This window comes from Marinobacter salexigens (genome assembly GCF_018860765.1).
Lineage (GTDB): Bacteria > Pseudomonadota > Gammaproteobacteria > Pseudomonadales > Oleiphilaceae > Marinobacter > Marinobacter salexigens_A.
Window position 1 is genome coordinate 1100029 of record NZ_JAHKPV010000001.1, and the last position, 23635, is coordinate 1123663.

At 53.1% G+C, this 23635-nt stretch carries 21 protein-coding genes and 1 pseudogene; 4 read left to right on the plus strand and 18 right to left on the minus strand.

Annotation, left to right across the window (positions count from 1 at the left end; all coding sequences use genetic code 11):
- Positions 1–2 precede the first annotated feature (2 nt).
- The 3 genes from KO508_RS05010 to KO508_RS05020 are packed head-to-tail and all read right to left on the minus strand — an operon-like array spanning position 3 to position 2236.
- Positions 3–392 carry a CBS domain-containing protein gene (locus KO508_RS05010; RefSeq protein WP_216007189.1) on the minus strand — a complete coding sequence of 130 codons (390 nt, stop codon included), beginning with the start codon at positions 390–392 and terminating at the stop codon, positions 3–5.
- 12 nt (positions 393–404) lie between these two features.
- On the minus strand, positions 405–755 hold the full coding sequence (locus KO508_RS05015; RefSeq protein ID WP_216007190.1) for a P-II family nitrogen regulator: 351 nt from the start codon (positions 753–755) through the stop codon (positions 405–407).
- Complete coding sequence (locus KO508_RS05020) at positions 752–2236, minus strand: DUF1538 domain-containing protein (protein WP_216007191.1); 1485 nt, start codon at positions 2234–2236, stop codon at positions 752–754. Before KO508_RS05020 ends, KO508_RS05015 begins: the two co-directional genes overlap by 4 nt.
- Before the next feature lie 281 nt (positions 2237–2517).
- On the opposite strand from KO508_RS05020, the gene KO508_RS05025 reads away from it, so the two are divergent.
- From KO508_RS05025 to senA, 3 genes and pseudogenes are all read left to right on the plus strand, one after another.
- Positions 2518–4110, plus strand: a complete 1593-nt coding sequence (locus KO508_RS05025; protein WP_216007192.1) for an isocitrate lyase — start codon at positions 2518–2520, stop codon at positions 4108–4110.
- A 133-nt stretch (positions 4111–4243) separates the two neighbouring features.
- Positions 4244–4441, plus strand: a pseudogene (locus KO508_RS05030) (SLC13 family permease); the annotation flags it as partial.
- A gap of 50 nt (positions 4442–4491) precedes the next feature.
- A complete protein-coding gene (gene senA / locus KO508_RS05035; protein WP_252737816.1) occupies positions 4492–5856 on the plus strand; it encodes a selenoneine synthase SenA in 1365 nt (454 codons plus the stop codon).
- A gap of 12 nt (positions 5857–5868) precedes the next feature.
- Here senA and KO508_RS05040 read toward each other — a convergent pair whose 3' ends face one another.
- The 12 genes from KO508_RS05040 to KO508_RS05095 form a co-directional block, all read right to left on the minus strand.
- Positions 5869–7449, minus strand: coding sequence for a cation:proton antiporter family protein (locus KO508_RS05040; protein WP_216007193.1), 1581 nt, complete (start codon positions 7447–7449; stop codon positions 5869–5871).
- A gap of 108 nt (positions 7450–7557) precedes the next feature.
- A complete protein-coding gene (locus KO508_RS05045) occupies positions 7558–8505 on the minus strand; it encodes an alpha/beta fold hydrolase (RefSeq protein ID WP_216007194.1) in 948 nt (315 codons plus the stop codon).
- A gap of 107 nt (positions 8506–8612) precedes the next feature.
- Positions 8613–9899 (minus strand): phosphoribosylamine--glycine ligase, encoded by a 1287-nt coding sequence (gene purD, locus KO508_RS05050; RefSeq protein ID WP_216007195.1) that lies wholly within the window; start codon positions 9897–9899, stop codon positions 8613–8615.
- Positions 9900–9947: 48 nt separating this feature from the next.
- Positions 9948–11528 (minus strand): bifunctional phosphoribosylaminoimidazolecarboxamide formyltransferase/IMP cyclohydrolase, encoded by a 1581-nt coding sequence (purH, locus tag KO508_RS05055; RefSeq protein ID WP_216007196.1) that lies wholly within the window; start codon positions 11526–11528, stop codon positions 9948–9950.
- 85 nt (positions 11529–11613) lie between these two features.
- Positions 11614–11931 carry a DNA-binding transcriptional regulator Fis gene (gene fis, locus KO508_RS05060; protein WP_200362137.1) on the minus strand — a complete coding sequence of 106 codons (318 nt, stop codon included), beginning with the start codon at positions 11929–11931 and terminating at the stop codon, positions 11614–11616.
- Positions 11928–12923, minus strand: coding sequence for a tRNA dihydrouridine synthase DusB (gene dusB / locus KO508_RS05065; protein ID WP_252737936.1), 996 nt, complete (start codon positions 12921–12923; stop codon positions 11928–11930). Before dusB ends, fis begins: the two co-directional genes overlap by 4 nt.
- A gap of 227 nt (positions 12924–13150) precedes the next feature.
- Positions 13151–14443 carry a DUF3426 domain-containing protein gene (locus tag KO508_RS05070; RefSeq protein WP_216007198.1) on the minus strand — a complete coding sequence of 431 codons (1293 nt, stop codon included), beginning with the start codon at positions 14441–14443 and terminating at the stop codon, positions 13151–13153.
- Between the two features lie 73 nt (positions 14444–14516).
- Positions 14517–15413 carry a 50S ribosomal protein L11 methyltransferase gene (gene prmA / locus KO508_RS05075; protein ID WP_216007199.1) on the minus strand — a complete coding sequence of 299 codons (897 nt, stop codon included), beginning with the start codon at positions 15411–15413 and terminating at the stop codon, positions 14517–14519.
- 28 nt (positions 15414–15441) lie between these two features.
- Positions 15442–16788 carry an acetyl-CoA carboxylase biotin carboxylase subunit gene (gene accC, locus KO508_RS05080; RefSeq protein WP_216007200.1) on the minus strand — a complete coding sequence of 449 codons (1347 nt, stop codon included), beginning with the start codon at positions 16786–16788 and terminating at the stop codon, positions 15442–15444.
- 18 nt (positions 16789–16806) lie between these two features.
- On the minus strand, positions 16807–17271 hold the full coding sequence (gene accB / locus KO508_RS05085) for an acetyl-CoA carboxylase biotin carboxyl carrier protein (RefSeq protein ID WP_216007201.1): 465 nt from the start codon (positions 17269–17271) through the stop codon (positions 16807–16809).
- A 27-nt stretch (positions 17272–17298) separates the two neighbouring features.
- A complete protein-coding gene (gene aroQ / locus KO508_RS05090) occupies positions 17299–17739 on the minus strand; it encodes a type II 3-dehydroquinate dehydratase (RefSeq protein WP_200362131.1) in 441 nt (146 codons plus the stop codon).
- Between the two features lie 263 nt (positions 17740–18002).
- Positions 18003–19616 carry a diguanylate cyclase gene (locus tag KO508_RS05095; RefSeq protein WP_216007202.1) on the minus strand — a complete coding sequence of 538 codons (1614 nt, stop codon included), beginning with the start codon at positions 19614–19616 and terminating at the stop codon, positions 18003–18005.
- Positions 19617–19839: 223 nt separating this feature from the next.
- Between KO508_RS05095 and KO508_RS05100 the strand changes: the two genes are divergently transcribed.
- Positions 19840–20892: a DUF2333 family protein gene (locus tag KO508_RS05100; protein ID WP_216007203.1), complete on the plus strand. Its 1053-nt coding sequence runs from the start codon at positions 19840–19842 to the stop codon at positions 20890–20892.
- A gap of 56 nt (positions 20893–20948) precedes the next feature.
- On the opposite strand, the gene ppa is transcribed toward KO508_RS05100, so the two are convergent.
- The 3 genes from ppa to rpiA form a co-directional block, all read right to left on the minus strand.
- On the minus strand, positions 20949–21476 hold the full coding sequence (gene ppa, locus KO508_RS05105) for an inorganic diphosphatase (RefSeq protein ID WP_216007204.1): 528 nt from the start codon (positions 21474–21476) through the stop codon (positions 20949–20951).
- Positions 21477–21648: 172 nt separating this feature from the next.
- The gene (locus KO508_RS05110; RefSeq protein ID WP_216007205.1) at positions 21649–22788 is read right to left on the minus strand and encodes an acyl-CoA dehydrogenase family protein; all 1140 of its coding nucleotides are present in this window, start codon (positions 22786–22788) and stop codon (positions 21649–21651) included.
- Positions 22789–22924: 136 nt separating this feature from the next.
- Entirely contained in the window at positions 22925–23605 is a 681-nt protein-coding gene (rpiA, locus tag KO508_RS05115; protein WP_216007206.1) for a ribose-5-phosphate isomerase RpiA, read from the minus strand.
- Positions 23606–23635: the final 30 nt, after the last annotated feature.

Sequence of the window (23635 nt, forward strand, 5' to 3'; positions counted from 1 at the left end):
TGCTATTCCACTTGCTCCAGAAAGGCCGTCATGATGTCGTCCATGGTGACAAAGCCTAGCAACTCGTTGTCCTCCAGGACCAAAATACGCTTCACTTTATGCTCAGTCATCAGTGCCGCTACCTGACGCACGGCAAGGCTTTTGCCGACACTTAGTGCCGGTTTTGCGCAGGCGTCGTATACGTTCAGCAAGTCGATATCATTCGCTTCTGCAATGACGGTTTTCAGTACATTGGTGTAGGTAATCAAGCCGTAACCGTCGTTGGGGTGCTGTTTTTCAACAACCAGTGACTTGACGTTGTGCCTCTTCATCAGGCTTAGGGCTTCCCGCAGCTTGGCAAAGGGAGACACACAAACTACATCACTAATCATTACGTCTTTGACCAGTTTCATGCCTGAAATTCCTTAGATATCTTCTTTTAAGTGCTGTTCAAATTTCTGGAACTGGGACATGTCGATGCCGCCAAGATGTTCCAATGGAAGGGAAAATACCATGCCTCGGGAGTCGTTTTCCGCTGGCATTAATAGCCTCTGAATGGCTTTCAAAATCTGCAGGGATAAGCGCTTTTCAAGCACCATCAACAGAACGCTTTGGCTGCCGTCGTAGGCTAGGCCGAAGAACGTCTTTTTGGCGTTGTTGCTGATCCCTCGGCCGGACATCACCGTGATGCCGCCGGCACCGAGCTCGCGGGCGGAATCAATACATTCCTGCTCCTGTTCTTCTGGAACTATAGCAACGAGAACGGAAAACTTCATGTGTGCACCTCTCTGCGATCTGCTCGCCATTGCATGATAATGGCGTAGAGCATCACGGTAACAATAGGAAAGATAGAAGCGAAAGCAATGAGGCCGAAACCGTCAATCAGGACACTGCGACCCTCAATGTTGGCGGCCAGACCAATGCCTAGTGCGGTTACTAAGGGCACGGTCACCTCTGAGGTGGTGACGCCGCCCAAGTCGTAGGCCAGAGCAACGATGTAGTTGGGTGCCAAGGCTGTGAGTATAATCACCATGGTGTAAGCACCCATAATGAAATAGTGCATGGAACCACCGACGATGATTCTATGCACCCCGATGCTGATGCCAATAGCGACGCCGAGGGCAACAAGAAGCCGGATTACGTTGCCATTGATGCCCCCGGATGCGGCTTCTTCCGCTTGCTTACCGACTGCCAATAAGGCCGGCTCCGCCATGGTGGTGGCAAAGCCGATCATAAAAGCAAACAGGTAGACAAAACCGAACTGTTCCAGATTGATCAATTGCTCTGCCATGCTGGTGCCAATCGGGAACAGGCCCATTTTTAGGCCGACTACGAAGGCATAGAGGCCGAAGATCACCAGTAGGAAGCCAAACAGAATTTTTGGTGGGTTGGATAACCCGCGTTTCAGCACAATGTACTGGAAGAACAGAATGGTGATAATGATTGGCAGAACGTCTCGGACCATGCTGGCTATATCCAGCAACACATTTAACGGGGCCGAGAGGGTCGGATCGCTGGTCTGTACGGTCGCTTCCACAGCTTCGCCAGCGCCGCCGCTGTAAACGAAAATGCCATACAGTTGTACAGTTATCATCGGCACCATCACCGCCAGAGCCACCAGACCAAAGCCGTCAGTTAGCGGGTTGCGGCCCCGGATGGATGCGGCCAGACCTATACCTAAAGCGGCAATCAGGGGCACTGTTACAATGTTGGTGGTAACCCCGCCGGAGTCGTAGGCTAGGCCGATAATTTCTTCAGGGGCAAACCAGGTGACGACAACCACGATGATGTATCCGGTTATCATGAACCAGTGCAGCGGATAGCCGATGATGGTGCGGAATACGCCGAGTGCTATGACCATGCCCACTGAGGTGGCCACCAGTAAACGAAGGGTGAGCGCGTCGACCTTGCCGTTACTGATATCTTGGGCTTGCTGGGCCACGGCAATCAGAGCCGGCTCGGCCACCACGGCTGAAAATCCCATGGCAAAGCCAAAAGAGAGCAAGATGGGCACAGATCCTTTTTTGGCAAACTGGTTAGACAAGCTTTTGCCAACGGGGAAGATGCTTAGCTCCAGACCCTGAAGAAACAGCGCTACGCCAACTGCCACAACCAGCAAACCAATGGCCATATTCAGTGTGTTGTCGGGAATCTGCTGTAAAACCACCAACTGAAAAAAGGCAACCACCACCACGATCGGCAGCAGATTTTTCAGCGCGTGCAGCAGTGAATGGCCGAAAGCGCGGATATAGAACACTCAATACCTCTGGTATCTGTGGGTGTTTGCATCTGTGATATCAATCAAGTGATTGAATCATAGCATGTTGCTGTGGGGTGAAAATGATCAGCTTCAAGAGAGCTTTCAGCTTAAGTTGCGCGCATCCTTCATCATTCATATTGGAAATGCCGAAAATACATAATATAAATTTCAATTATGAATTTGAAGCTAATAACATAGTCGAAAAATCAGGCAAGCCATAGGTCGCATTGCCCGGAAACCAGTCATCACAACCGTCGTTCACACAAAGGATCGAGATTATGCCTTACGCAAAAGACATCGATAGCATTGCTTCCATTGTGAAGCAAAACCCGACTTGGCACGCCATCAACCCTAAGCACGCCGCACGTATGCGCGCCCAGAACAAGTTCAAGACTGGTCTGGACATCGCTAAGTACACTGCAAAGGTTATGCGTGAAGATATGGCTGCCTACGATGCCGATTCTTCCAAGTACACCCAGTCTCTGGGTTGCTGGCACGGTTTTATCGGCCAGCAGAAAATGATTGCTATCAAAAAGCACTTTGGTAACACCAAGCGTCGCTACTTGTACCTGTCTGGCTGGATGGTTGCCGCTCTGCGTTCCGAGTTCGGTCCTCTGCCTGACCAGTCCATGCACGAGAAAACCGCTGTTTCTGGCCTGATCGAAGAGCTGTACACTTTCCTGCGTCAAGCAGATGCTTGGGAACTGAACCACCTGTTCCGCGATCTGGAAGCTGCTGAAAAAGCGGGCGACACTGCCAAGGCAGAAGAGCTGATCAAGCAGATCGACAACCACGAAACTCACGTTGTACCTATCATTGCAGACATCGACGCCGGTTTCGGTAACGATGAAGCAACCTACCTGCTTGCCAAGCAGATGATCGAAGCGGGTGCTTGCTGCATCCAGATCGAAAACCAGGTTTCTGATGAGAAACAGTGTGGTCACCAGGACGGTAAAGTAACCGTTCCTCACGCCGACTTCCTGTCCAAGATCAACGCTGTACGCCTGGCGTTCCTTGAGCTGGGTGTGGACGACGGTGTTATCGTTGCTCGTACCGACTCTCTGGGTGCTGGCCTGACCAAGCAAATCGCTGTAACCAACGAGCCGGGTGACCTGGGTGACCAGTACAACAGCTTCATCGATGGTGAGTACATCGAAGACGCTTCCCAGATCGAGAACGGCGACGTTGTTATCAAGTCTAACGGCAAGCTGCTGAAGCCTAAGCGTTTGGCTTCCGGCCTGTTCCAGTTCAAAGAAGGTTCTGGTGAAGATCGCGTTGTTCTGGACTGCATCACTAGCTTGAAGAACGGTGCAGACATGCTGTGGATTGAAACCGAGAAGCCGCACGTTGGCCAGATCGCTGCCATGGTTAACCGCATCAAGGCAGAAGTTCCTGATGCTAAGCTGGTTTACAACAACAGCCCGTCTTTCAACTGGACTCTGAACTTCCGTCAGCAGGTATTTGATGCCATGCAGGAAGAAGGCAAAGATGTATCTGCCTACGACCGCGCCAAGCTGATGAGCGCAGAGTACGACAACACTGAGCTGGGCAAACTGGCTGACGAGTGGACTGCTAACTTCCAGCGTGACGCTGCACGTGAAGCGGGTGTATTCCACCACTTGATCACTCTGCCGACTTACCACACTGCGGCCCTGTCTACCGACAACCTGGCCAAAGGCTACTTCGGCGACGAAGGCATGCTGGCCTACGTTAAAGGTGTTCAGCGTGAAGAGATCCGTCAGGGTATCGCCACAGTTAAGCACCAGGATATGGCTGGTTCTAACATCGGTGACGACCACAAGGAATTCTTCGCAGGTGATGCTGCGCTGAAAGCTGGTGGTGCTGATAACACTATGAACCAGTTCGGTTAATCGAACGGTTAATAGCACCCGCTCCCGGAGTTGTTCCGGGAGTACAAAAACCCCGCAACTGGAGACAGTTCGCGGGGTTTTTGTTTTGGGCTTTGCTATATTCAGTTACTCGTAAAGGAACAGGAGATCGACCTTGAGTATCGAGCAAGGCATTGTATTTGCGGTGCTCGGAATCACCCTTGCCATGTTTGTGTGGAACCGCCTGCGCTTTGATGTGGTTGCCATGCTGGCGCTCTTGGCGGTGGCAGTGACCGGGTTGGTGCCCACGGAAGAGTTGTTTGCCGGTTTTGGCCATCCTGCTGTGATCACCGTGGCGGCGGTGCCGGTTATTATGCTGGTTTGGACATGACCGTTTAAAATGAATCAAGCTTGGGAGCCATGATGAAAGCGGAGCACATGCACAAGGCTGAATTGCTGGCGGCGCTTGCGCACACGCGACGACGAACGCGAGAACTCATTACATCATTGAGTGAACGGCAGCTTGAGGTACCTTATCACCCAGGCGTGAACCCACCGCTGTGGGAAATGGGCCACGCTGCTTTTTTCTATGAAGTGTTTGTGTTCAATCTTCTGGATGGCGATGCCAGCTTTGACCCTTCCATGGATGATCTATGGGACTCCTTCCATATTGATCACCGAGATCGCTGGCGCAAAGATCTGTTTCCCGGCCTTGAAAAAACCTTGGCCTATTTTGATCATGTGTACGACAAAATGGCGAAGCGGATTGAGCTCAACCCGCTGACAGACCGTGAGCTTTACCTATATCGATACGCCATCTTTCACCAGAACATGCACATAGAGTCGCTAGTGTGGTGCCGCCAGACGGTTGGTTACGAGCCGCCACCCAGTGCAGATTTCAAGCGCCCTGCACCGGGTGAGCTGCAAGCCAGCACAGCGCAGCGTGATGTTACTGTTCTCGCCGGTAACTGGCACATTGGCATGCCGGGGGACTCGCCGCAGTATGCCATGGAGGATTTTGCTTTCGATGCGGAAAAACCCCGCCACCTAGTGCGTTTGGGCGAGTTTTCGATTTCCCGTTTTCTGGTAAGCAACCGTGAGTTTATGGCGTTTGTAGAGGATGGTGGTTACCAAAAAACCGAGCTTTGGTCGTTTGGTGGCCAGAAATGGCTGAGAACAGACGTTGATGTGGCGCTGGTTCACGGGGTGGCAGCCCCGATGATACAAGCACCTCGGCACCCGCTTTATTGGCGCTGGAATGATGGCCAATGGCAGGAGCGCTTATTTGACCGCTGGCAGCCACTGAACCCGGAGGCCCCAGTAACCCACGTTAGCTATTGGGAAGCAGAAGCCTATTGTCGGTGGGCGGGGCGGCGCCTGCCTACCGAGCAAGAATGGGAGGCCGCAGCGCTCGGGAATCGCGAAGGTGAGCGATTCAGTAAGTACCCTTGGGGCAACACACTTCCTGATGCCTTGCATGCAGATATGAATGCTAGCGGTATGGCACAGAACCCTATAACCGATTATCCGGAGGGCGACAGCCCTTTTGGTTGCCGCCAAATGATCGGCACAGTGTGGGAGTGGACCAGTAGTCAGTTTTTGCCTTATGACGGCTTTCGCGTAGACATGTATCCGTTCATGTCCACGCTGCAGTTCGGGGGCCACAAGGTGAGCCGGGGTGGCAGTTGTGCCTCTTCATCCAGCCTGATTCGTGGCACCTACCGTCAGGCATACTTACCCCAGAGAAACGACGTCTTTGTCGGCTTTCGAACATGTGCTCTGAAATAAAAGCAACTGAGTTCAGCTTGCTTTTTCAGAATGCAAAGCCGGTGCCTGAGTTATCCTGCTCAGAAGGTGGCTGGCCAAGGCGACCCCGGTCTCACTCATAGTTAGATACGTATTGTCTGCGCCAGCTTCACATATGCGTTCGGCCTCGTCGGCAAACATGGTGTGAGCAACAATGTAGCCGGTAAAGCCAAGTTTGCGCAGCATCCGTGCGGCAATCAGTTTGGCTTCTATATCGCTCATGGCGAGTACAACCGCTTCGACAGCGGGCATGTGTAGTGCTTCCCAGAAGGTATTGTCTTCAGCGTCTGCATAAACAACATTGCGTCCTTGTGCCTGATGTCGCTCTACCTTCGCAAGGTCAGAATCCAAAGCCATCAGCCTTGCTTCTGTGGTTTGCAGCCAGTCATAAGCAGCCGTGCCGGTTCGCCCCATACCCATTACCAAAATGCGAGTGTCGCCTAGAGAAATAGGGAGTTCATCCGGATGTCGCTTTTGGCTTTCAAAGCGCACAAGGCGAGGGCTTAGCCGCTCGTAAAGTGGATGCGCAAGCCGGTTCAGTGGCGCCGAAATTAAAAAAGACAATGCTACTGTGATCGCTAGGGGCACCAACCACTCGGGTAGTGCAATACTGGCAACAATTAACCCAAATTCACTGTAGTTGGTGAGTGCCAGCGAAGTGAGAAAGCCACTGCGGGCACGCAGGCGGAACAGTAACATCAGGAAGAAGAAGAGAATGCCCTTAATCGGCAGCACAAGTGCAGCCACTATAGCAAACACAATGGCATCGGTGTCTGGTAGACCTCCTATGCCGATTTGCAGAAAGAAGCCGACCAGAAAGATCTCTTTCACACTCCAAAGCGATTTGGCCAACTCTTGACTGCGGGGGTGGTTTGCAAGAATGGCACCGAAAATCAGGGCGCCCAGCTCAGAACTGAGGCCGACCGCTTCAAAACCTAGGCCTCCAAGAACCAATGCCAGTAGCATGCCCAAAAGAACCAGTAGCTCATCATGCCCGCTAGCATCCAGCAGTTTGAACAGTAGTGGCCGTAGCAGTGGCAAGCCAAAGACGATCAACGCCCATCCCGAAGGCGTTTGGCCTGCAGCCAGACTCATCACCAGAAGGGCGATCAAGTCTTGCATGATCAGAATGCCGATAGACACCCGGCCGTGAAAAGCTCTGAGCTCACGCTTGTTTTCCAGTACCTTGGCTGCCAGCACGGTAGATGAGAATGACAGGGCAACGGCCAGCATAAAGGCCACGTACCATGTGATATCCAATAGCAGGTAAAGACCGGGTGCAAACACCAGACAGGTGATGCCAAAGTGCAACAGGCTGCCACCGATCACTTCTGGCCTGATTACCGACCTTAGCTTGAGCTTCAGGCCGACGGTAAAAAGCATGAGCAGAACACCCAGATGTGCGATGTGGGCGAGTGCCGCTGTAGGTTCTGGATAGAGAGGAATGGAAGGAGTGGCCGCAATAGCGCTGAGAACGAACCCCGCGCCCAAGTAGCCGATTAACGGCGGCAAGCCAATGCTCTTGATTAGAAGGCCAAGAACAAAGGCCAAGGAAATCCAGATAGCTTCAGGCATGAGGGGTTCTTTAAGAGGACAGATAAAACGAGTTAGCTTCTCTGTAAGGCTACCTTGTTTTCCTCGGTCATTGAAGACAATGAAGGCATAATCTCTTGCCCTTTTGTCTCAGCTCGCCTTCAAAATACGTGCCTTGGCAAATTCAATGAACAGTCGTGCGGACTCTTCTGGCGCTTCGATCATTGGTGCATGGCCAATGCCTTCCATTATTACCAATTGCGAGTCGGGAATAGCCTGTTGAAAGGCCTCGCCGTTGCGGTAGTCAAGTATGCGATCTTCTTTACCCCAAACAATGAGCACAGGATCTTCAATGCGGTTTATCGCGTCGCGGAAATCCGATGTGATGCCAACCTCTTTTATGGCGGCAAAGATCACTTTGTTTACTTCTTGGTTGGCGATGGCTTTTTCTTCTAATACGCTCAGTATCGGCCATGGAATAAAGGGCCTTTCTTCCATGGCAAAATCCATTAGGCGTTCGAAATCACCGGGTTTGCTGGGGATGAGTGGATTGTCGCCAGCGAGCACCATGCCGACCATGTCGTTCTCGTAGTCCAAAATTCCAGCGGGGTCGAACAAAACGGCTGTTTTGATTTGCTCCGGGTAAGTGGCTGCGTACAAAGCGGTTATTCCACCCCCCATGGAATTGCCCATCATGTGCATCTCGTTGATATCAAGAGCCTCGAGAATGCGGGCAAGATGGCCAACTTGTTCCTCAATACGGTACCCCAAATCCAGAGGCTTGCTACTTTCACCGTGCCCGGGCAAGTCTATGACATAAACATTGAAGTCGTCCGTGAGCTCGCGGGCGATGCGGTTCCAGTTATCTTTATTGGCGCCAAACCCGTGCACCAGAACAATGGTGTCGCCTTCGTTGGCTTCGGCGTTTTTTAGGTAGGCGATGCTAAGCTCACCCACGGTAATCATGTCTGCTTCAAGCCCGGCGGCGGAGCGTTCGTAGCCGATGGCGGTGTCATAGATGCTATGGCGTGAGCAAGCGCTTACCATCAATATTGATAGAAGTATAAAAATGGCAGTGTAGGGAGATTTTTTCAGCATTTGGGCGGTTCCAGATTGTTTGTATTTTACACCCTATGGGCGAGCTCGCTTACATTAACCCATAAAAAAGCCCGGTCATTGGCCGGGCTTTAGCATACTGAGCGTCGTTACGATTTTTCTCTGGCAATGGCGCGATACGCAATGTCGTTGCGGTAAAACGCACCATCCCAACTGATGGTTTTAGCGAGCTGGTAAGCTCGGCTCTGGGCTTCTGTTACCGTATTGCCCAGTGCCGTTGCGCACAGCACGCGGCCGCCACTAGTTACCACCTGACCGTCTTTTAGGGCGGTTCCTGCATGGAACGCCTTCTCGCCTTCGGTTTCGGTTTCCGGTAAGCCCGAAATGGCATCGCCTTTGTTGTAGTTGCCGGGATAGCCTCCGGCTGCCAGAACAATACCTACGGCGGCGCGTTCGTCCCAATCAGAACTGCACTGGTCCAGTTTGCCGTCGATGGCTGCCTGGCAAAGCTCTACGATATCTGACTTCATGCGCAGCAGGATCGGCTGTGTTTCGGGATCACCAAAGCGGCAATTGAACTCGATGACTTTCGGTGCGCCCTTGGGGTCGATCATCAGGCCAGCATACAGGAAGCCTTTGTAAGGATGACTTTCCGCTGCCATGCCGCGCACAGTTGGGTAGATTACCTCGTCCATAATGCGTTGGTGCACGTCAGCGGTTACCACGGGGGCAGGGGAATAGGCGCCCATGCCACCGGTATTCGGGCCGGTATCACCGTCGCCCACGCGCTTGTGGTCCTGTGAAGTGGCCATGGGGAGAACATTTTCGCCATCCACCATCACAATAAAGCTGGCTTCTTCACCGTCGAGGAATTCCTCAACCACAACACGGCTGCCTGCTTCGCCAAAGGCGTTACCTGCCAACATATCGCGGATGGCGGTTTCGGCCTCGTCGAGGGTCATAGCCACGATGACCCCTTTGCCTGCGGCAAGGCCGTCAGCCTTAACCACAATCGGCGCGCCTTGTTTGCGAACGTAAGCCAGAGCTTCGTCTACGTCAGTGAAGTTGCCATAGCCCGCGGTTGGAATGTTCTGGCGAGCCAGAAAATCCTTGGTGAAGGCTTTGGAGCCTTCCAGTTGGGCAGCACCAGCACTGGGGCCGAATACGCGCAGGTCGCGTTCTTCGAAAAGATCTACAATTCCTGCCACCAAAGGTGCTTCCGGGCCAACAATGGTAAGGCCAACTTGGTTGTCGGCGGCAAATTTGGCCAGCCCTTCAAGGTCCAGAACGTCAATGTTGACGTTCTCAACACCCGGCTCGCGAGCAGTGCCAGCATTGCCCGGCGCCACAAAAACTGTGTCTGCATCCGGAGACTGAGCGGCCTTCCAGGCCAGAGCGTGTTCGCGGCCGCCGCTGCCGATTACCAGAATATTCATATCTTGTTGCCCCGTATGTTTAAAAAAGAGCTGCCTAAAGAGGTTTCGTTAGTGCCGGAAATGGCGCATGCCAGTGAATACCATAGCAATGCCGTGCTCGTTGGCTGCGTCGATGACTTCCTGATCCCGCATAGAACCACCAGGCTGAATCACGGCGGTAATACCGGCTTCGGCAGCGGCATCAATGCCATCCCGGAAGGGGAAAAAGGCATCCGAAGCCATGACAGAACCTTCCACTTCCAGATTCTCGTCTGCTGCTTTGATGCCAGCAATTCTGGCGCTGTAAACGCGGCTCATCTGGCCTGCACCAACACCAATGGTGCGGCCCGCGCGAGCGTAGACAATGGCGTTGGATTTCACGTATTTCGCTACTTCCCAAGCGAACAGTAGGTCGTTTAATTCCTGTTCTGTGGGCTCGCGTGTGGTGACAACCTTCACATCGGCCATGGCAACCATGCCTAAATCGCGATCCTGAACCAAGAGACCGCCGGTTACGCGTTTGTAGTCCATGGATTGGGCGCGTTCACCTTTGATATCACCGCAGGCTAACAACCTGACATTCTTCTTCGCGGAAACCAGTTCTACCGCTTCCGGTGCAATGGTTGGTGCAATAATGACCTCGACAAACTGGCGGTCGATAATCGCCTTGGCGGTTTTTGCATCCAGCTCACGGTTGAACGCAATGATGCCGCCAAATGCAGAGGTGGGGTCGGTGGCAAAAGCCAAGTCGTAGGCTTGGAGAATGTCAGCACCGATAGCAACACCGCAGGGGTTGGCATGCTTGACGATCACGCAGGCCGGGTCGGCAAACGGCTTAACGCATTCCAGAGCCGCGTCGGTATCTGCCACATTGTTGTAGGACAGCGCTTTGCCCTGAAGCTGTTTCGCCGTGGCAACACTGGCTTCCTTCGGGCTGCGCTCGGCATAGAAGGCTGCACGTTGGTGCGGGTTTTCGCCGTAGCGCATGTCCTGAACTTTTACGAACTGGGCGTTAAAGGTACGGGGGAAGTCAGCATTGTCGTTGTCTGCGGTGCGTCCACCCAAGTAGTTGGCAATGGCGCCGTCGTAGCCAGCGGTATGCTCAAATGCCTTCACTGCAAGATCAAAGCGGGTGGCGTGGCGGAGGTGGCCGTCGTTATCGTCGAGCTCCTTCAGAACCCGGCTGTAGTCCGAGGCGTTAACCACGATGGCTACGTCGTTGTGGTTCTTGGCTGCGGCGCGAACCATGGTGGGTCCGCCGATATCAATGTTTTCAATAGCAGTAGCAAGATCGCAGTCTGGGTTAGCAACGGTGGACTCGAAGGGGTAAAGATTTACCACAACCATATCAATCGGATTGATACCGTGCTCGCCCATGATGGCGTCGTCTGTGCCCCGGCGGCCCAGAATGCCACCGTGGATTTTCGGGTGCAGGGTTTTAACCCGGCCGTCCATCATCTCGGGAAACCCGGTGTAGTCAGAGACTTCGGTAACGGGAACCTTGTTTTCTTTCAGGAGACGGAAGGTGCCTCCGGTGGAAAGTAGTTCGATACCGCGGTCGGTGAGGGCGCGTCCGAACTCGACGATGCCGGATTTATCACTAACGCTGATCAGTGCGCGACGGACGGGGGTATTAGCCTGGTTTGCCATGGGGTCACATTCTTCACTTGGGGTGAACGAACAAGGGCCTCGCGAAGGGTATCCGGGAGGCCCTCTTCAAGTCAGGGTTTCTCGATTATAGCAGCCCGTACTGCTTGAGCTTTTTACGCAAGGTTCCGCGGTTCAGGCCGAGCATGGTTGATGCCTTAGTCTGGTTGTTGCGGGTGTACTTCATTACCTGCTCCAGCAAAGGTGCTTCCACTTCAGAAAGTACCAGTTGGTACACCTCTGTAACGGGGGCTCCATCAAGCTGGGCAAAGTAGTTTTTCAGAGCCACTTCAACGTTATCACGCAGGGTAACGGTGTTGCCGCTGCTGTTCACCGTTTGCAGTTGGTGAATATCATCGTTGGCCGGGGCGTTCAGGGTGTTGTTTGCCAAAGTCTCAGCGGTCATGCTGCGAATACCTCTCCATTTCGTAAGCCTGAAAAATACTGTTGAATACTGTTTTTCTGCTCTAGTGCATCGTCGAGCGCATTGAAGCAGTTTCGAAACTGTTTGCCGGGGTCGTGTGACTGCAAGTACCAGCCCACGTGTTTTCTAGCAATACGCACGCCCATGAGCTCGCCATAGAAGCTATGTAGGGCATTTAGGTGTTCGCTTAAAATCTGTTCCACTTCGCTCAGCGGCGGTGCCGGAAGGTGTTGCCCGGTTTCAAGGAAATGCAGTATTTCCCGAAAGATCCATGGGCTGCCTTGAGCGGCGCGGCCAATGAGCAGGCCGTCTGCGCCTGTATGCTCCAAAACGGTGCGGGCTTTCTCCGGCGATGTAATGTCGCCATTTGCAAACACCGGAATGCCAACGCTGGCTTTTACTTCGGCAATGGTGTCGTACTCCGCATCGCCGTTGTATTTATCAGCTCGGGTGCGGCCATGCACGGCCAGCGCCTGAATGCCGATGTCTTCAGCCATGCGGGCGATGGTTGGGGCGTTGCGATAGTTTTGATCCCAGCCGGTACGCATTTTTAGCGTAACGGGGATGTCCACTGCGCTGACAACCGCTTCCAAAATGTCCCGTACCAGACGCTCGTCTTTCATCAGCGCTGAACCAGCCGCTTTGTTGCAGACTTTTTTGGCCGGGCAACCCATATTGATATCAATAATTTGGGCGCCTGATTCGGCATTAAGCCGGGCCGCATTGGCGAGCATGTCAGGGTCGCCCCCTGCAATTTGCACCGATCTTGGTTCCGGCTCACCGGCATGATCCATGCGGGTTCGGGATTTACGCGTGTGCCAAAGCTTGCTGTCTGCTATCACCATTTCCGAGACTGCCAGACCCGCACCCATTCTTCGGCAGAGCAGCCGAAAAGGGCGATCTGTTACACCTGCCATGGGTGCAACAATCAGCGGATTGGGCAGGGTGTACGGCCCGATTTTTGCCGTTGGCAACATGGTTTGAATCCGTATCACAGCAGAGTAAGCAAAGGTCGGAGCTGTTCGGTTGATTAATAAATAACCGATGGCAGTTCCGAAGGGCGCTAATGATACCGCTGGGGGCACCATGATTGAAGGGGCAAGGGAGCGAAAAAACTGATTATTTTTCGCTCTTTCTGGTTGACTTTTGTCCTACGAGATGGGGGCTGGGGTGTCGGGGTGGTTGCCTCCGGCAGTCAGGTTTAAGGCGCGTAGGGTTGGAATATTATGTTGTAGTTAACTGCGTCCCGACCAGGGTCGCGGATACTAATGGCAATGCGCACAGGGGTCTCGACGGGCATACTTTTGAGCGCTTCGGCTTCGCCAGCAAGGTATTCTTCAGGTGTGAAAATACTCTGTGCGACAACGTCTCCGTTCAAATTGGAGAAGGTAAGCGCGATAGCCGGGAAAGGTTGCTGGAAATCCGCACGGTTAATGATGACAGCATCCACCACTAACTGATTGCGGTTTTCTGGATCGGTACGAACCACAAGTTTGCGGCTTTGGATGGCATCGACGTTGATTATAGGTTCCAACTCACAGCCTGCTAGTTCGCAGCCCTTTTCATAAAACGGTCGCAATTCGGGTATCGCCGACAGTCGGTCAAACTGGAACCAGGTGATTTGTGCAACCAACACACCGATAAGGCCAAGCACAATGACCGACCAAACCGCAGTGCGTAGCCAACCTCTATTGTTGCCACCTAAGGATACCGGCTCGTGCCTAAGATCACCGAAAGGTGCTTCAGCTGCGAAGCGCTCACCTTTGAGTGGGCGCTCGGGCTCTAGCTCTGTGTCCTGCTCTTGGTCAAAAGACTCAAGTGCTAGGCTGGATTGATCATCATCGAAAAAGTCCGATGTGTCTTTGTGTCCCTTGTTATCTGGGGTTTGAGCGGGTACCTCCGGATCCGGTGCAGGTTCAAGAGGTGGCTGTAGCTCATATTCCAGCTCCGCATCGGCTTGCTTCTCTGGTTCCGCCTTTACTGGCGGTTTGTCCGAATCAGGAGTGGTATCCGCGCTTTTTTCCGGTGCATTGTCCTCTTGAAGGATGGCTTCAGCCCAGCTCTCATCGACGCCTTCTGAGATATCGTCGTCGACGGTGTCATCTTGGGCGGAAGGTGCCCGGTCGTCGAAGCTACGAAAGCTGTCGCTCAGCTCGTCATCCGAAAAGGTCAGTTTGGTGCCTGCATAGCGACCTTCTTCGGCATCTTCTTCGGGATTGTCTGCGAAGACGAAGTTGTCTTCGGTTGTATCGCTGGAAAAACCGCTGGCAGGTTGATTCGGTTGCGTACCCTCTGAGGGCTTTTTGCTGCTTATCTCAGAGGGCGTTTTCGGAGTGGCAACTGTTGCGCTTGTTACCTTGTGCTCAATCGCATTAAAAACATCCATGCAGTGGCCACAACGCACCTTACCCTTGGCAACGCCAAGCTGCTCATCGGTCACCCTGAAACGGGTAAGACATTTTGGGCACTGGGTTTGCAGGCTACTTTGGGTCATGCTTCGTTCCTGAAAGCGACTGGGCTACGAACTAAAAGAAGAGCTGAGAGTTTAGTCTTTAAGTCGCCCTTCGTCATCTGTCGTTGCGTCGTCCGGTTAGGCGCACCCATTCTTCGCGCTGTTCCGGTTCGTCCATAACGAACCAGGGTTCGTAGGCTGCCATGACCTCGCGGGCCTGATTCGACAGTATTCCCGAAAGCACCAGATCACCTCCTTGATTGGTTAGCGCGGCAAGATGCGGCGCCAGACTAATCAATGGCTGTGCGAGAATGTTCGCCAGCATGACATCTGCCTTGGTGTCCGGCTCATTTTCCGGAAGGTAGAGGTCCAGTTTGGATTCGTCTACGCCGTTGCGACGAGCGTTCTCACGGCTTGCTTCCAGCGCCTGAGGGTCGGTATCCACGCCCACAACGTGGTGGGCACCCAGAAGCAGTGCCGCCAGGCCGAGTATGCCCGAGCCGCAGCCGTAATCAGTAACCTGTTTGCCACTCACATCCATGCCATCTAGCCATTCCAGACAGAGCGCGGTGGTGGGGTGTGTGCCTGTGCCAAAGGCCAGCCCGGGGTCGAGCATGAGATTAGCGGCATTTGGGTCTGGTGCTTCATGCCAGCTTGGCACTATCCACAAGCGCTCGCCGAACTGCAGTGGATGAAAGTCATCCATCCAGGCTCGCTCCCAGTCTTTGTCCTCCACCAGAGTAACGTCGATTTCTGAGAGGGATTGCTGGGTTTGCTGGTGCCAAGCGTTGCGCACGTCTGCACACAGCTGGTCTATGTCACGGTCGGACTGAAAAAGCCCGGTTACCGTTGTTTGGCTCCACAAGGGCGTGGTGCCGGGGTCGGGCTCGTATAGGGGTTGGTCTGCAGCATCTTCCATGGAGACGGCGTCTGCGCCCATCTCCATAAGCAGATCTTCAAGCTGATCCGCAGTATCGGGATCAGCAGGGATCTGAAGTTGTATCCAGGGCATAAGTCTTCCCGCATTGAGATGCAGGAGGTTAGTCCCGCATCAGTTTTTCAAGGTAATGGATGGTGAAGTCTACCGTTTTAAAGCCACCATCGCGTATCAGTTTTCGGTGAAGAGGCTGGTTGGTCTTTATGCCTTCAACCAAAAGTTCGTCCAGAGCGTTCTTCATTCGTCTCCGGGCTATCTGTCGGTCGTCGCCCCAAGTAATCAGCTTGGCGATCAACGAATCGTAAAACGGAGGTACGGTATAGCCGCTATAAAGGTGTGAGTCTACCCGCACACCATAACCACCGGGAGCATGGAAGTGCTTCACTGTACCCGGGCTGGGCACAAAGGTCGCCGGATCTTCCGCGTTAATGCGGCACTCTATTGCGTGGCCTCGGATGTGAATGTCTTCCTGTTTATATTGAAGTGGTAGGCCACTGGCAATCCGCAGCTGTTCACGAACAATATCGACACCCGTTACCATTTCCGAGACAGGATGCTCTACCTGAACACGCGTGTTCATCTCAATAAAGAAAAACTCGCCGTCTTGGTACAGAAATTCAAAGGTGCCAGCGCCGACATAGCCGATTTCCTTGCAGGCATCCACGCATGCCTTGAGGGTGTGCTCGCGGGCTTCGGGCTCAATATTCGGGGCTGGAGCCTCTTCGATAACCTTTTGGTTCCGGCGCTGCATGGAGCAGTCCCGATCGCCCAGATGAATGCAGTTGCCGTGCATGTCGGCCAGCACTTGAATTTCTACGTGACGAGGGGCTTCCAGAAACTTTTCCAGATAAACCGTTGGGTCGCCGAAGGCGTTCCGGGCTTCAGTCTGGGTGATTTGTACGGCCTTGAGCAGTGCTGCTTCGGAATGCACCACCTGCATGCCACGGCCGCCGCCGCCCGAGGCCGCTTTAATCATTACGGGGTAGCCGATTTTACGTGCAATTTGCAAGGTGCGGTCGTCGTCATCCGTTAACGGGCCGTCTGAGCCCGGCACAGTAGGAACGCCTGCGCGAATCATCGCGTTAATAGCAGAAACCTTGTTGCCCATCAGGCGAATGGTCTCCGCTCTGGGGCCGATAAAGCGGAAGCCGCTTTTCTCAACCTGCTCGGCAAAGTCGGCGTTCTCCGCCATGAAGCCGTAACCCGGGTGTATACCCACGGAATCTGTTACTTCTGCTGCACTGATGATGGCAGGTATATTGAGGTAACTTTCCAGAGGGCTGTTGGGGCCGATACAGACGGATTCATCAGCCAGACGCACGTGCATCAAGTCGCGGTCAACTTGTGAGTGAACCGCTACGGTTTTGATACCGAGCTCTTTACAGGCACGCAAGATCCGGAGGGCTATTTCACCTCGGTTTGCGATCAGAACTTTTTCTAACATGGCCATGAGTAGCTATCACCGGGTTCAGGAAATGATTAACAGCGGCTGGTCAAACTCTACGGGCTGACCGTTATCAACCAGAATTTCAGTGATTGTGCCGCTCTTGTCGGCTTCAATCTGGTTCATCATTTTCATGGCTTCTACAATGCAGACAACATCGCCAGCTTTAACCTGCTGGCCGACTTCTGCAAAAGAATCTGCAGTGGGAGACGGTGCCCGGTAAAAGGTTCCCACCATCGGAGAGCGCAGGGCATGTCCGTTGTGTACGGGTTGTTGTGAGCTGTCTTCCTGAACAGGGCCCGGAGTTTCCGGAGCAGGAGCGTATTGGGGTTGCTGGGGCGGTGCGTAGTGGCTCATGTATTGAGCACCTGAGGCCTGCTCACGACGGCGGGAAATGCGAACAGAGTCATCTCCCTCGTGAATCTCAAGCTCTTCGACGTCAGACTCCTCAAGCAATTCGATCAGTTTTTTGATTTTGCGAATATCCATAGTCAATCCAGTCCCGTGTTGTCAGTTCTATCGGTGAATTTGTTGTATGGCTGCCTGGAGCGCGAGCTCGTATCCTTGGCTGCCTAATCCGCAGATAACGCCTTGGGCGATATCAGAAAAATATGAGTGATGGCGAAAAGCTTCTCGCGCATGCACGTTAGAAAGATGTACTTCTATAAACGGAATGCCTGACGCCAATATGGCATCCCGCAGGGCAACACTGGTGTGCGTAAAGGCAGCAGGATTAATAATGATGAAATCTACACCTTCTGCCCGAGCTTCATGGATTCTATCAATCAATTCATATTCCGCGTTTGACTGTAGGTGTAACAAGTGATGGCCGTGCTCTGCAGCTTGTTCGCTTAGTCGCGCATCAATATCTGCCAGTGTTTCATGGCCATAGACCTCTGGCTCGCGGGTGCCGAGCATGTTCAGGTTGGGGCCGTGGAGCACGAGAATTGTCGACATGATAGCGTTTGCCTTTATGACTGTAATAACAGGATCGCCGAATTTATTGGCATTTTCCACCCATCGTGTGTGCTTTTATCCCTCAGATCAACACTAATTGACAATGTTGTTTATTGCACACAAGTGGCGACTGAGGACAGAAGAACGGAAATGGGGCCTGCTGATAGCAATCATTGTCGTGAACGGTGGGGGTGACTTCTATACGACGATGGTTTCATACGAGCAGCCAGCGCTGGCTGCCCCGTCTATTTTGCTTGTGTTGGTCAGTTATCTGCCAGCGTGACGCAATTCCGGCCGTGTTCCTTGGAGGTGTAAAGAGCGCGGTCGGCACGCTCGCAAAGAGTTTGCGAGGGCTCGTTGTTCCAAGACGCCACGCCACAACTAAAGGTCACGTTGAACTCTCGGTCTCCGGCGGGCTGCTGTAGCTCGGCAAAGCGTTCACGGATCTCATTCAGAACGTTTCGGGCGTCACTTGGGCGTGTGTTGGGCAGAATAATAGCGAACTCTTCGCCACCGTAGCGGCCAATGTGATCGGTTTTACGCAGGCGCTGTTTCAGGAACATTGAAAGGCTGCGGAGAACCCGGTCGCCAATTGGGTGTCCGAAGGTATCGTTCACCTTCTTGAAGTAGTCAATATCAATCATTGCAAAGCACAGGGGTTGGTCTTTCTGCTGTGCCCGTACGATCTCCTGATCTAGCAAATACAGTGTATGGGTGTGATTGTAGAGGCCGGTTAGGCTATCGCGAATCATTAACGCCAGTAGCGAACGGGCGCGTCGGCCACGATTATGAAGCGTTGCGATAAGGTGTTTCGGGTCAATTGGCTTGGTTAGGAAATCGTCACCTCCAAGGCTCATAGCATGCAGTTGCTTGGTAACGTCATCTTCTGCCGAAAGGTAGATGATGGGAACGCTGTGGAAACGGTCCTGTTGCCGGATTACTCGCGCAACTTCCATGCCGGTGCAGCCGGGCATGTACATATCGAGAATGATGATTTCCGGCGAAAATATATCCAGTGCGTGGATTATCTCCATGGGGTCGGTAATGATGTGGGCTGTCATGCCCGCCTTTCTTAGAACCGTCTCCATGAATTTTGCCTGTGCTCTGGAGTCGTCCAGAACAAGCACCCGGTATGGCTCAACGGTGTTGCCGTGCGTATAGGTTTCTATCTTCTCAATCAGCTGACCAGGATCAACGGCTGGGTAGAAAAACTCTTCGCCGCCACATCTGGAAGCCCTAAGACGGGTTTCAATGGTTCCGTCTTCATCACTCATAAAGATAATTGGAACCGGTGTGTCGTGGCGTTCCTGAAGGCGCTCGATGGTGGCGATGCCGGCATTCTTGCTGCCGCCAAAGTTGACATCCATCAGGATAGTTTCTGGCTTGTGCAGGGCACAGGCCTCGGCTAGCTCCTCTGCTGAATCAAAAGCCGCAGCACGAAAGCCAAAAAACTCAAGCTGGCGGATCAGCCGAGAGGCCATTTCAACGTTTGCGAGTGCGATGTATACAGGCGTGCGCCGGAACTGGTGGGGAGCTTCTGTGTGGGTTTGGTCTGTTCGCCTGAGAGTGCTTCGGGCGAGTGCGTCAAGGGCATCTTGAAGATGCCGTTCGGTGGCGTCGTTCAGTGGCGTATCGTCAGGCCAGCTGCGGACAATCTCGAGAATTTTATTGCCAGCATCGGCATGGCCCGCCATTTCGAAGCGCTTCGCATATCGTACCAGCTTTTCGGAAGCCGACAGCAGTTCTTCGCGGTGCGTGGAAAAGGGTTCACTATTGGCGTGGACTTTTTGCCAGATGTCTAGAACAACCCGTGCTTGAGTTGTAACGCGGCGTGCAAAGTGCTGCCTGAGTTTTTCTTTCTGGCTTGCGTCGCTCATTATTCTCCGGATTGCCTCTTCTCATTGTGGGCCGTTCTTTGCGGCGAGGACGTTTATCCCAACTTTAGTCTGTTTCTGGAGTCTATAGTGTTTAGAGTTGTCGGGGTAAGTTGCACTGTGTAATTGTTTGTGAATTCTGCGGTGTGTATATAGAACGCGCCATAGGTTAGGATCTGTAAGACCGTTTGCACAGTCAATTAACAGACAAGGGGCTCAACGTAATATGCCAGGCAAAATCAAACAGTATTTCAGAGACAAGAAAGAAGACGCTCAGGATTATGCTGGTAACAACGGTATGATCGGCAAGTTTTTAGCCGTTGTCTTGCTGGTATACCTGCTGGTAACCGTGGTACTGGGCATATATTGGAGTAGTGAGCCGGAGGCCTTCTCCGTACGTGAACATACCCGGGCGGTCGCGAATGAGATGCAGCGAGAGCCGATCACTGGTTTTGCTACAACGGTGACCATGATCCGTATAGCAGAAACACTTTTGGACAAGCCCGGCGGATATATTTCAAATGATATCTTCCCCCCAGGGCTTTGGTTGGACAACCAGCCAAGCTGGGAGTACGGCGTGCTCGTGCAGTTGCGCGATCTTTCACGCGCCATGCGCAAAGACATTAGCCGGTCACAGAGCCAGTCTGCGGAAGACCCTGATCTGACGATCGCCGAGCCGCAGTTCCACTTTGATAGTGCTAGCTGGGCGATTCCTTCCACAGAGGCCGAGTATCGCCGGGGTATTACCGCACTGAAGCGCTACCTTAACCGACTTTCAAGCCCTGAGCAGGCCAACGCTCAATTCTTTGCGCGGGCAGACAACCTGAGTAATTGGCTTGGCGATCTGGAAACTCGTCTGGGCAGTCTTTCTCGGACGTTGGGTGAGAGCGTGGGTAAGGCATCTGTGTCAGAAGCTGTAGCCAATGTGGACTCAGATAACCCGTTGAATGAAGAAGCTGGCGGCGGTGACATCAAAACCGATTGGACCAAGATTGACAACGTGTTTTATGAAGCCCGCGGTAGCTCTTGGGCGTTGTTGCATATTTTCCGCGCCATTGAAGTGGATTTCCGTAAGGTGCTGCAGGATAAAAATGCGGTTTCTAGTGTTAAGCAGGTGATTATTGAGCTTGAGGGCGCGCAAGGCGGAATGTGGAGCCCGGTTATTCTTAATGGTAGTGGGTTTGGAGTTTTGGCGAACCACTCACTGACCATGGCGGCGTATCTTTCCCGCGCCAACGCAGCCATCAGTGATATGCGTGATCTGCTGTCACGAGGTTAGAGGTTTCAAGCGGGCACAAAAAACGGGCCGTAGCGGCCCGTTTTTTGTTAATTGATTTAGCCGGTGTAGGCATTGATCGATTCGACAATGGCCTTCTTCGCCGCAGCGGCGTTATCCCAGCCCTGAACTTTGACCCACTTGCCCGGCTCAAGGGTTTTGTAGTTTTCAAAGAAGTGACGAATCTGGTCGCGCAGTAGCGTTGGCAGATCTTCTACTTCGTTCACATCGTTATAGGCATTGGTCAACTTGTGGTGAGGTACAGCTACCAGCTTAGCATCACCGCCGGCTTCATCTTCCATGTTTAGAACGCCGACCGGACGGCAGCGAATTACTGAGCCAGCTTGAAGTGGGTAAGGGGTAACAACCAAAACGTCTAGCGGGTCGCCGTCATCGGCTAGAGTATGAGGAATAAACCCGTAGTTGGCTGGGTAGAACATAGGCGTTGCCATGAAGCGATCTACTAGCAGGGCGCCCATGTCTTTGTCGAGTTCGTACTTGACCGGGGAGCTGTTAGCCGGGATTTCGATGGCTACGTAGATGTCTTCTGGCGGGTTTTTGCCAGCGGGAATGTTATCGAATTGCATGAGAGTTCCTTCCTGATACGTTAGGTTCGTTTAACTGTGCTTGAAAAGTGAGCGCAATTATACGGGACTCTACTGTCATTCGAAACTAAACCTTGGTAGGCAGGTTTTGGTGCAAGCTGCCCTCTGCCGGCAGAGGGCAGCCCGAGCATCTGAGTAAATCTGATTTTGAAGCCTATAGCCGGATTTGCTTGGCAATCAGTTCCTTCATGATTTCTGTAGTGCCGCCGCCAATCGACAGGATTTTTGCGTCCCGGTACAAGCGATCAACCACAGATTCCCTCATGTATCCCATGCCTCCAAACAGTTGCACGGCTTCGCGGGTGACTTTTTCGCAAACATCCACAGAGAAGTTCTTAGCCATGGCTACTTGCTTGATCGGGTTTTTGCCTGCTTGCATCAGTGCAGCGCAACGGTAGGTGTATTCCCGGGCCACGTCGATTTGGGTGGCCATGTCGACCAGTTTGTGGCGAGTGACTTGGAAGCCCGAAACCGGGCGGCCGAAGGCCTGACGTTGTTTTGTGTATTCCATGGCTGCCTCATAGGCCAATTGGGCGGTCATGTAGGCCATTATGGACAAGCTGAGACGTTCAGCTAGAAAGTTACTCATGATGGCAATAAAGCCCGCGTTCTCTGCGCCAATCAACCGGTCTGCAGGTACTCGGCAGTCTTCAAAGAACAGCTCGGCGGTATCGCTGGCCCACCAGCCCATTTTTCGAAGCTTTTTACCGTTAGAGAAACCGGGCATGTCGCGGTCGATTAGCAATAAGCTGATGCCCGCGTGGCCTTCGCCACCGGTGCGCACGGCTACGGTGAAGTGGTCGGCCCGGGTGCCGCTGGTGATGAAGGTTTTGCTGCCGTTTACGATGTAGTGATCGCCGTCTTTCACTGCGCGAGTTTTTAGGCTGGCAACGTCTGAACCGCCGCCGGGTTCTGTGACTGCAAGGGCGGCAATTTTTTCACCGCGTAATACCGGCGGCACGACTTCTTCACGGATGTCTTTTTTAGCCCATTTAGCAACGGGCGGTAGACCGATATCCAGAGAGCCTATGCTGGCGACAAAGCCACCCGAGGTGGAGCGCATGAGCTCTTCGGAAACCGCTACCTTCATAAAGATATCGCCTTCGCCCACACCACCTAGAGCCTCAGGGAACCCAATGCCAAGAAGGCCCGCGTCTCCGGCTCTTTGATAAATCTCCCGCGGAAACTCACCAGCTTCTTCCCAGTCATCAATATGAGGGGCGACGTGAGTCTCAATAAATTTTCGGGCGGTTAGTCGCACCTGCTCGTGGGTTTCGTTGAAGAAATCGGACACGGTAACAAACCTCTATTCTGAGTTAATGAGAGGTAGTGTCGCGCAATTTCAATTGCCAAGCAAGCGCTTGGTTTATATCTGGCTTAGCACAAAAAAACTGGCTTGAGGTGCCAGTTTTTTTGTAGATCATTGCAGATTATGAGTCTTTCCGAGCGATGCTCTCGACTCCGCGACTGGTTCCGAGGAGCAGTAGGTCCGCTGGGCGACGAGCGAATAGCCCGTTGGTAACAACGCCCACAATGTTGTTTAACCGTTCTTCGATCTGAATCGGGCGGGAAATATCCATGTTGTAGATGTCTAGAATGATGTTGCCATTGTCGGTTGTGAATCCGTCTCGATAGACGGGGTCGCCGCCTAGCTTTACGATCTCGCGGCCAACAAGGCTCCGTGCCATGGGGATAACCTCTACCGGCAAGGGGAACTCGCCCAACACGCCGACTTTTTTGGATTCGTCTGCAATGCAGATGAATGTCTTGGCAACTTCTGCAACGATCTTCTCGCGAGTCAGTGCTCCGCCGCCGCCTTTGATCAGTTCAAGGTGCTCATTGGTTTCGTCGGCACCGTCTACATAAAACTCCAGCTCGCCAGCACTATTCAGATCGTAAACCGGAATGCCGTGGCTTTTTAATCGCTCGGCGGTTGCTTCTGAACTGGCCACAGCGCCGTCAAACTCGTTTTTAAGCTCAGCTAGCATGTCGATGAAGAAGTTGGCTGTGCTGCCGGTGCCAACGCCAACAACGCTATCGCGCTCCAAGCGCGGTGCAATGTAGTCCACTGCAGCTTTGGCAACGGCTTTCTTGAGTTCGTCCTGAGTCATTGAGCGCTCCGAGTTCAAATCTTGTGGGTT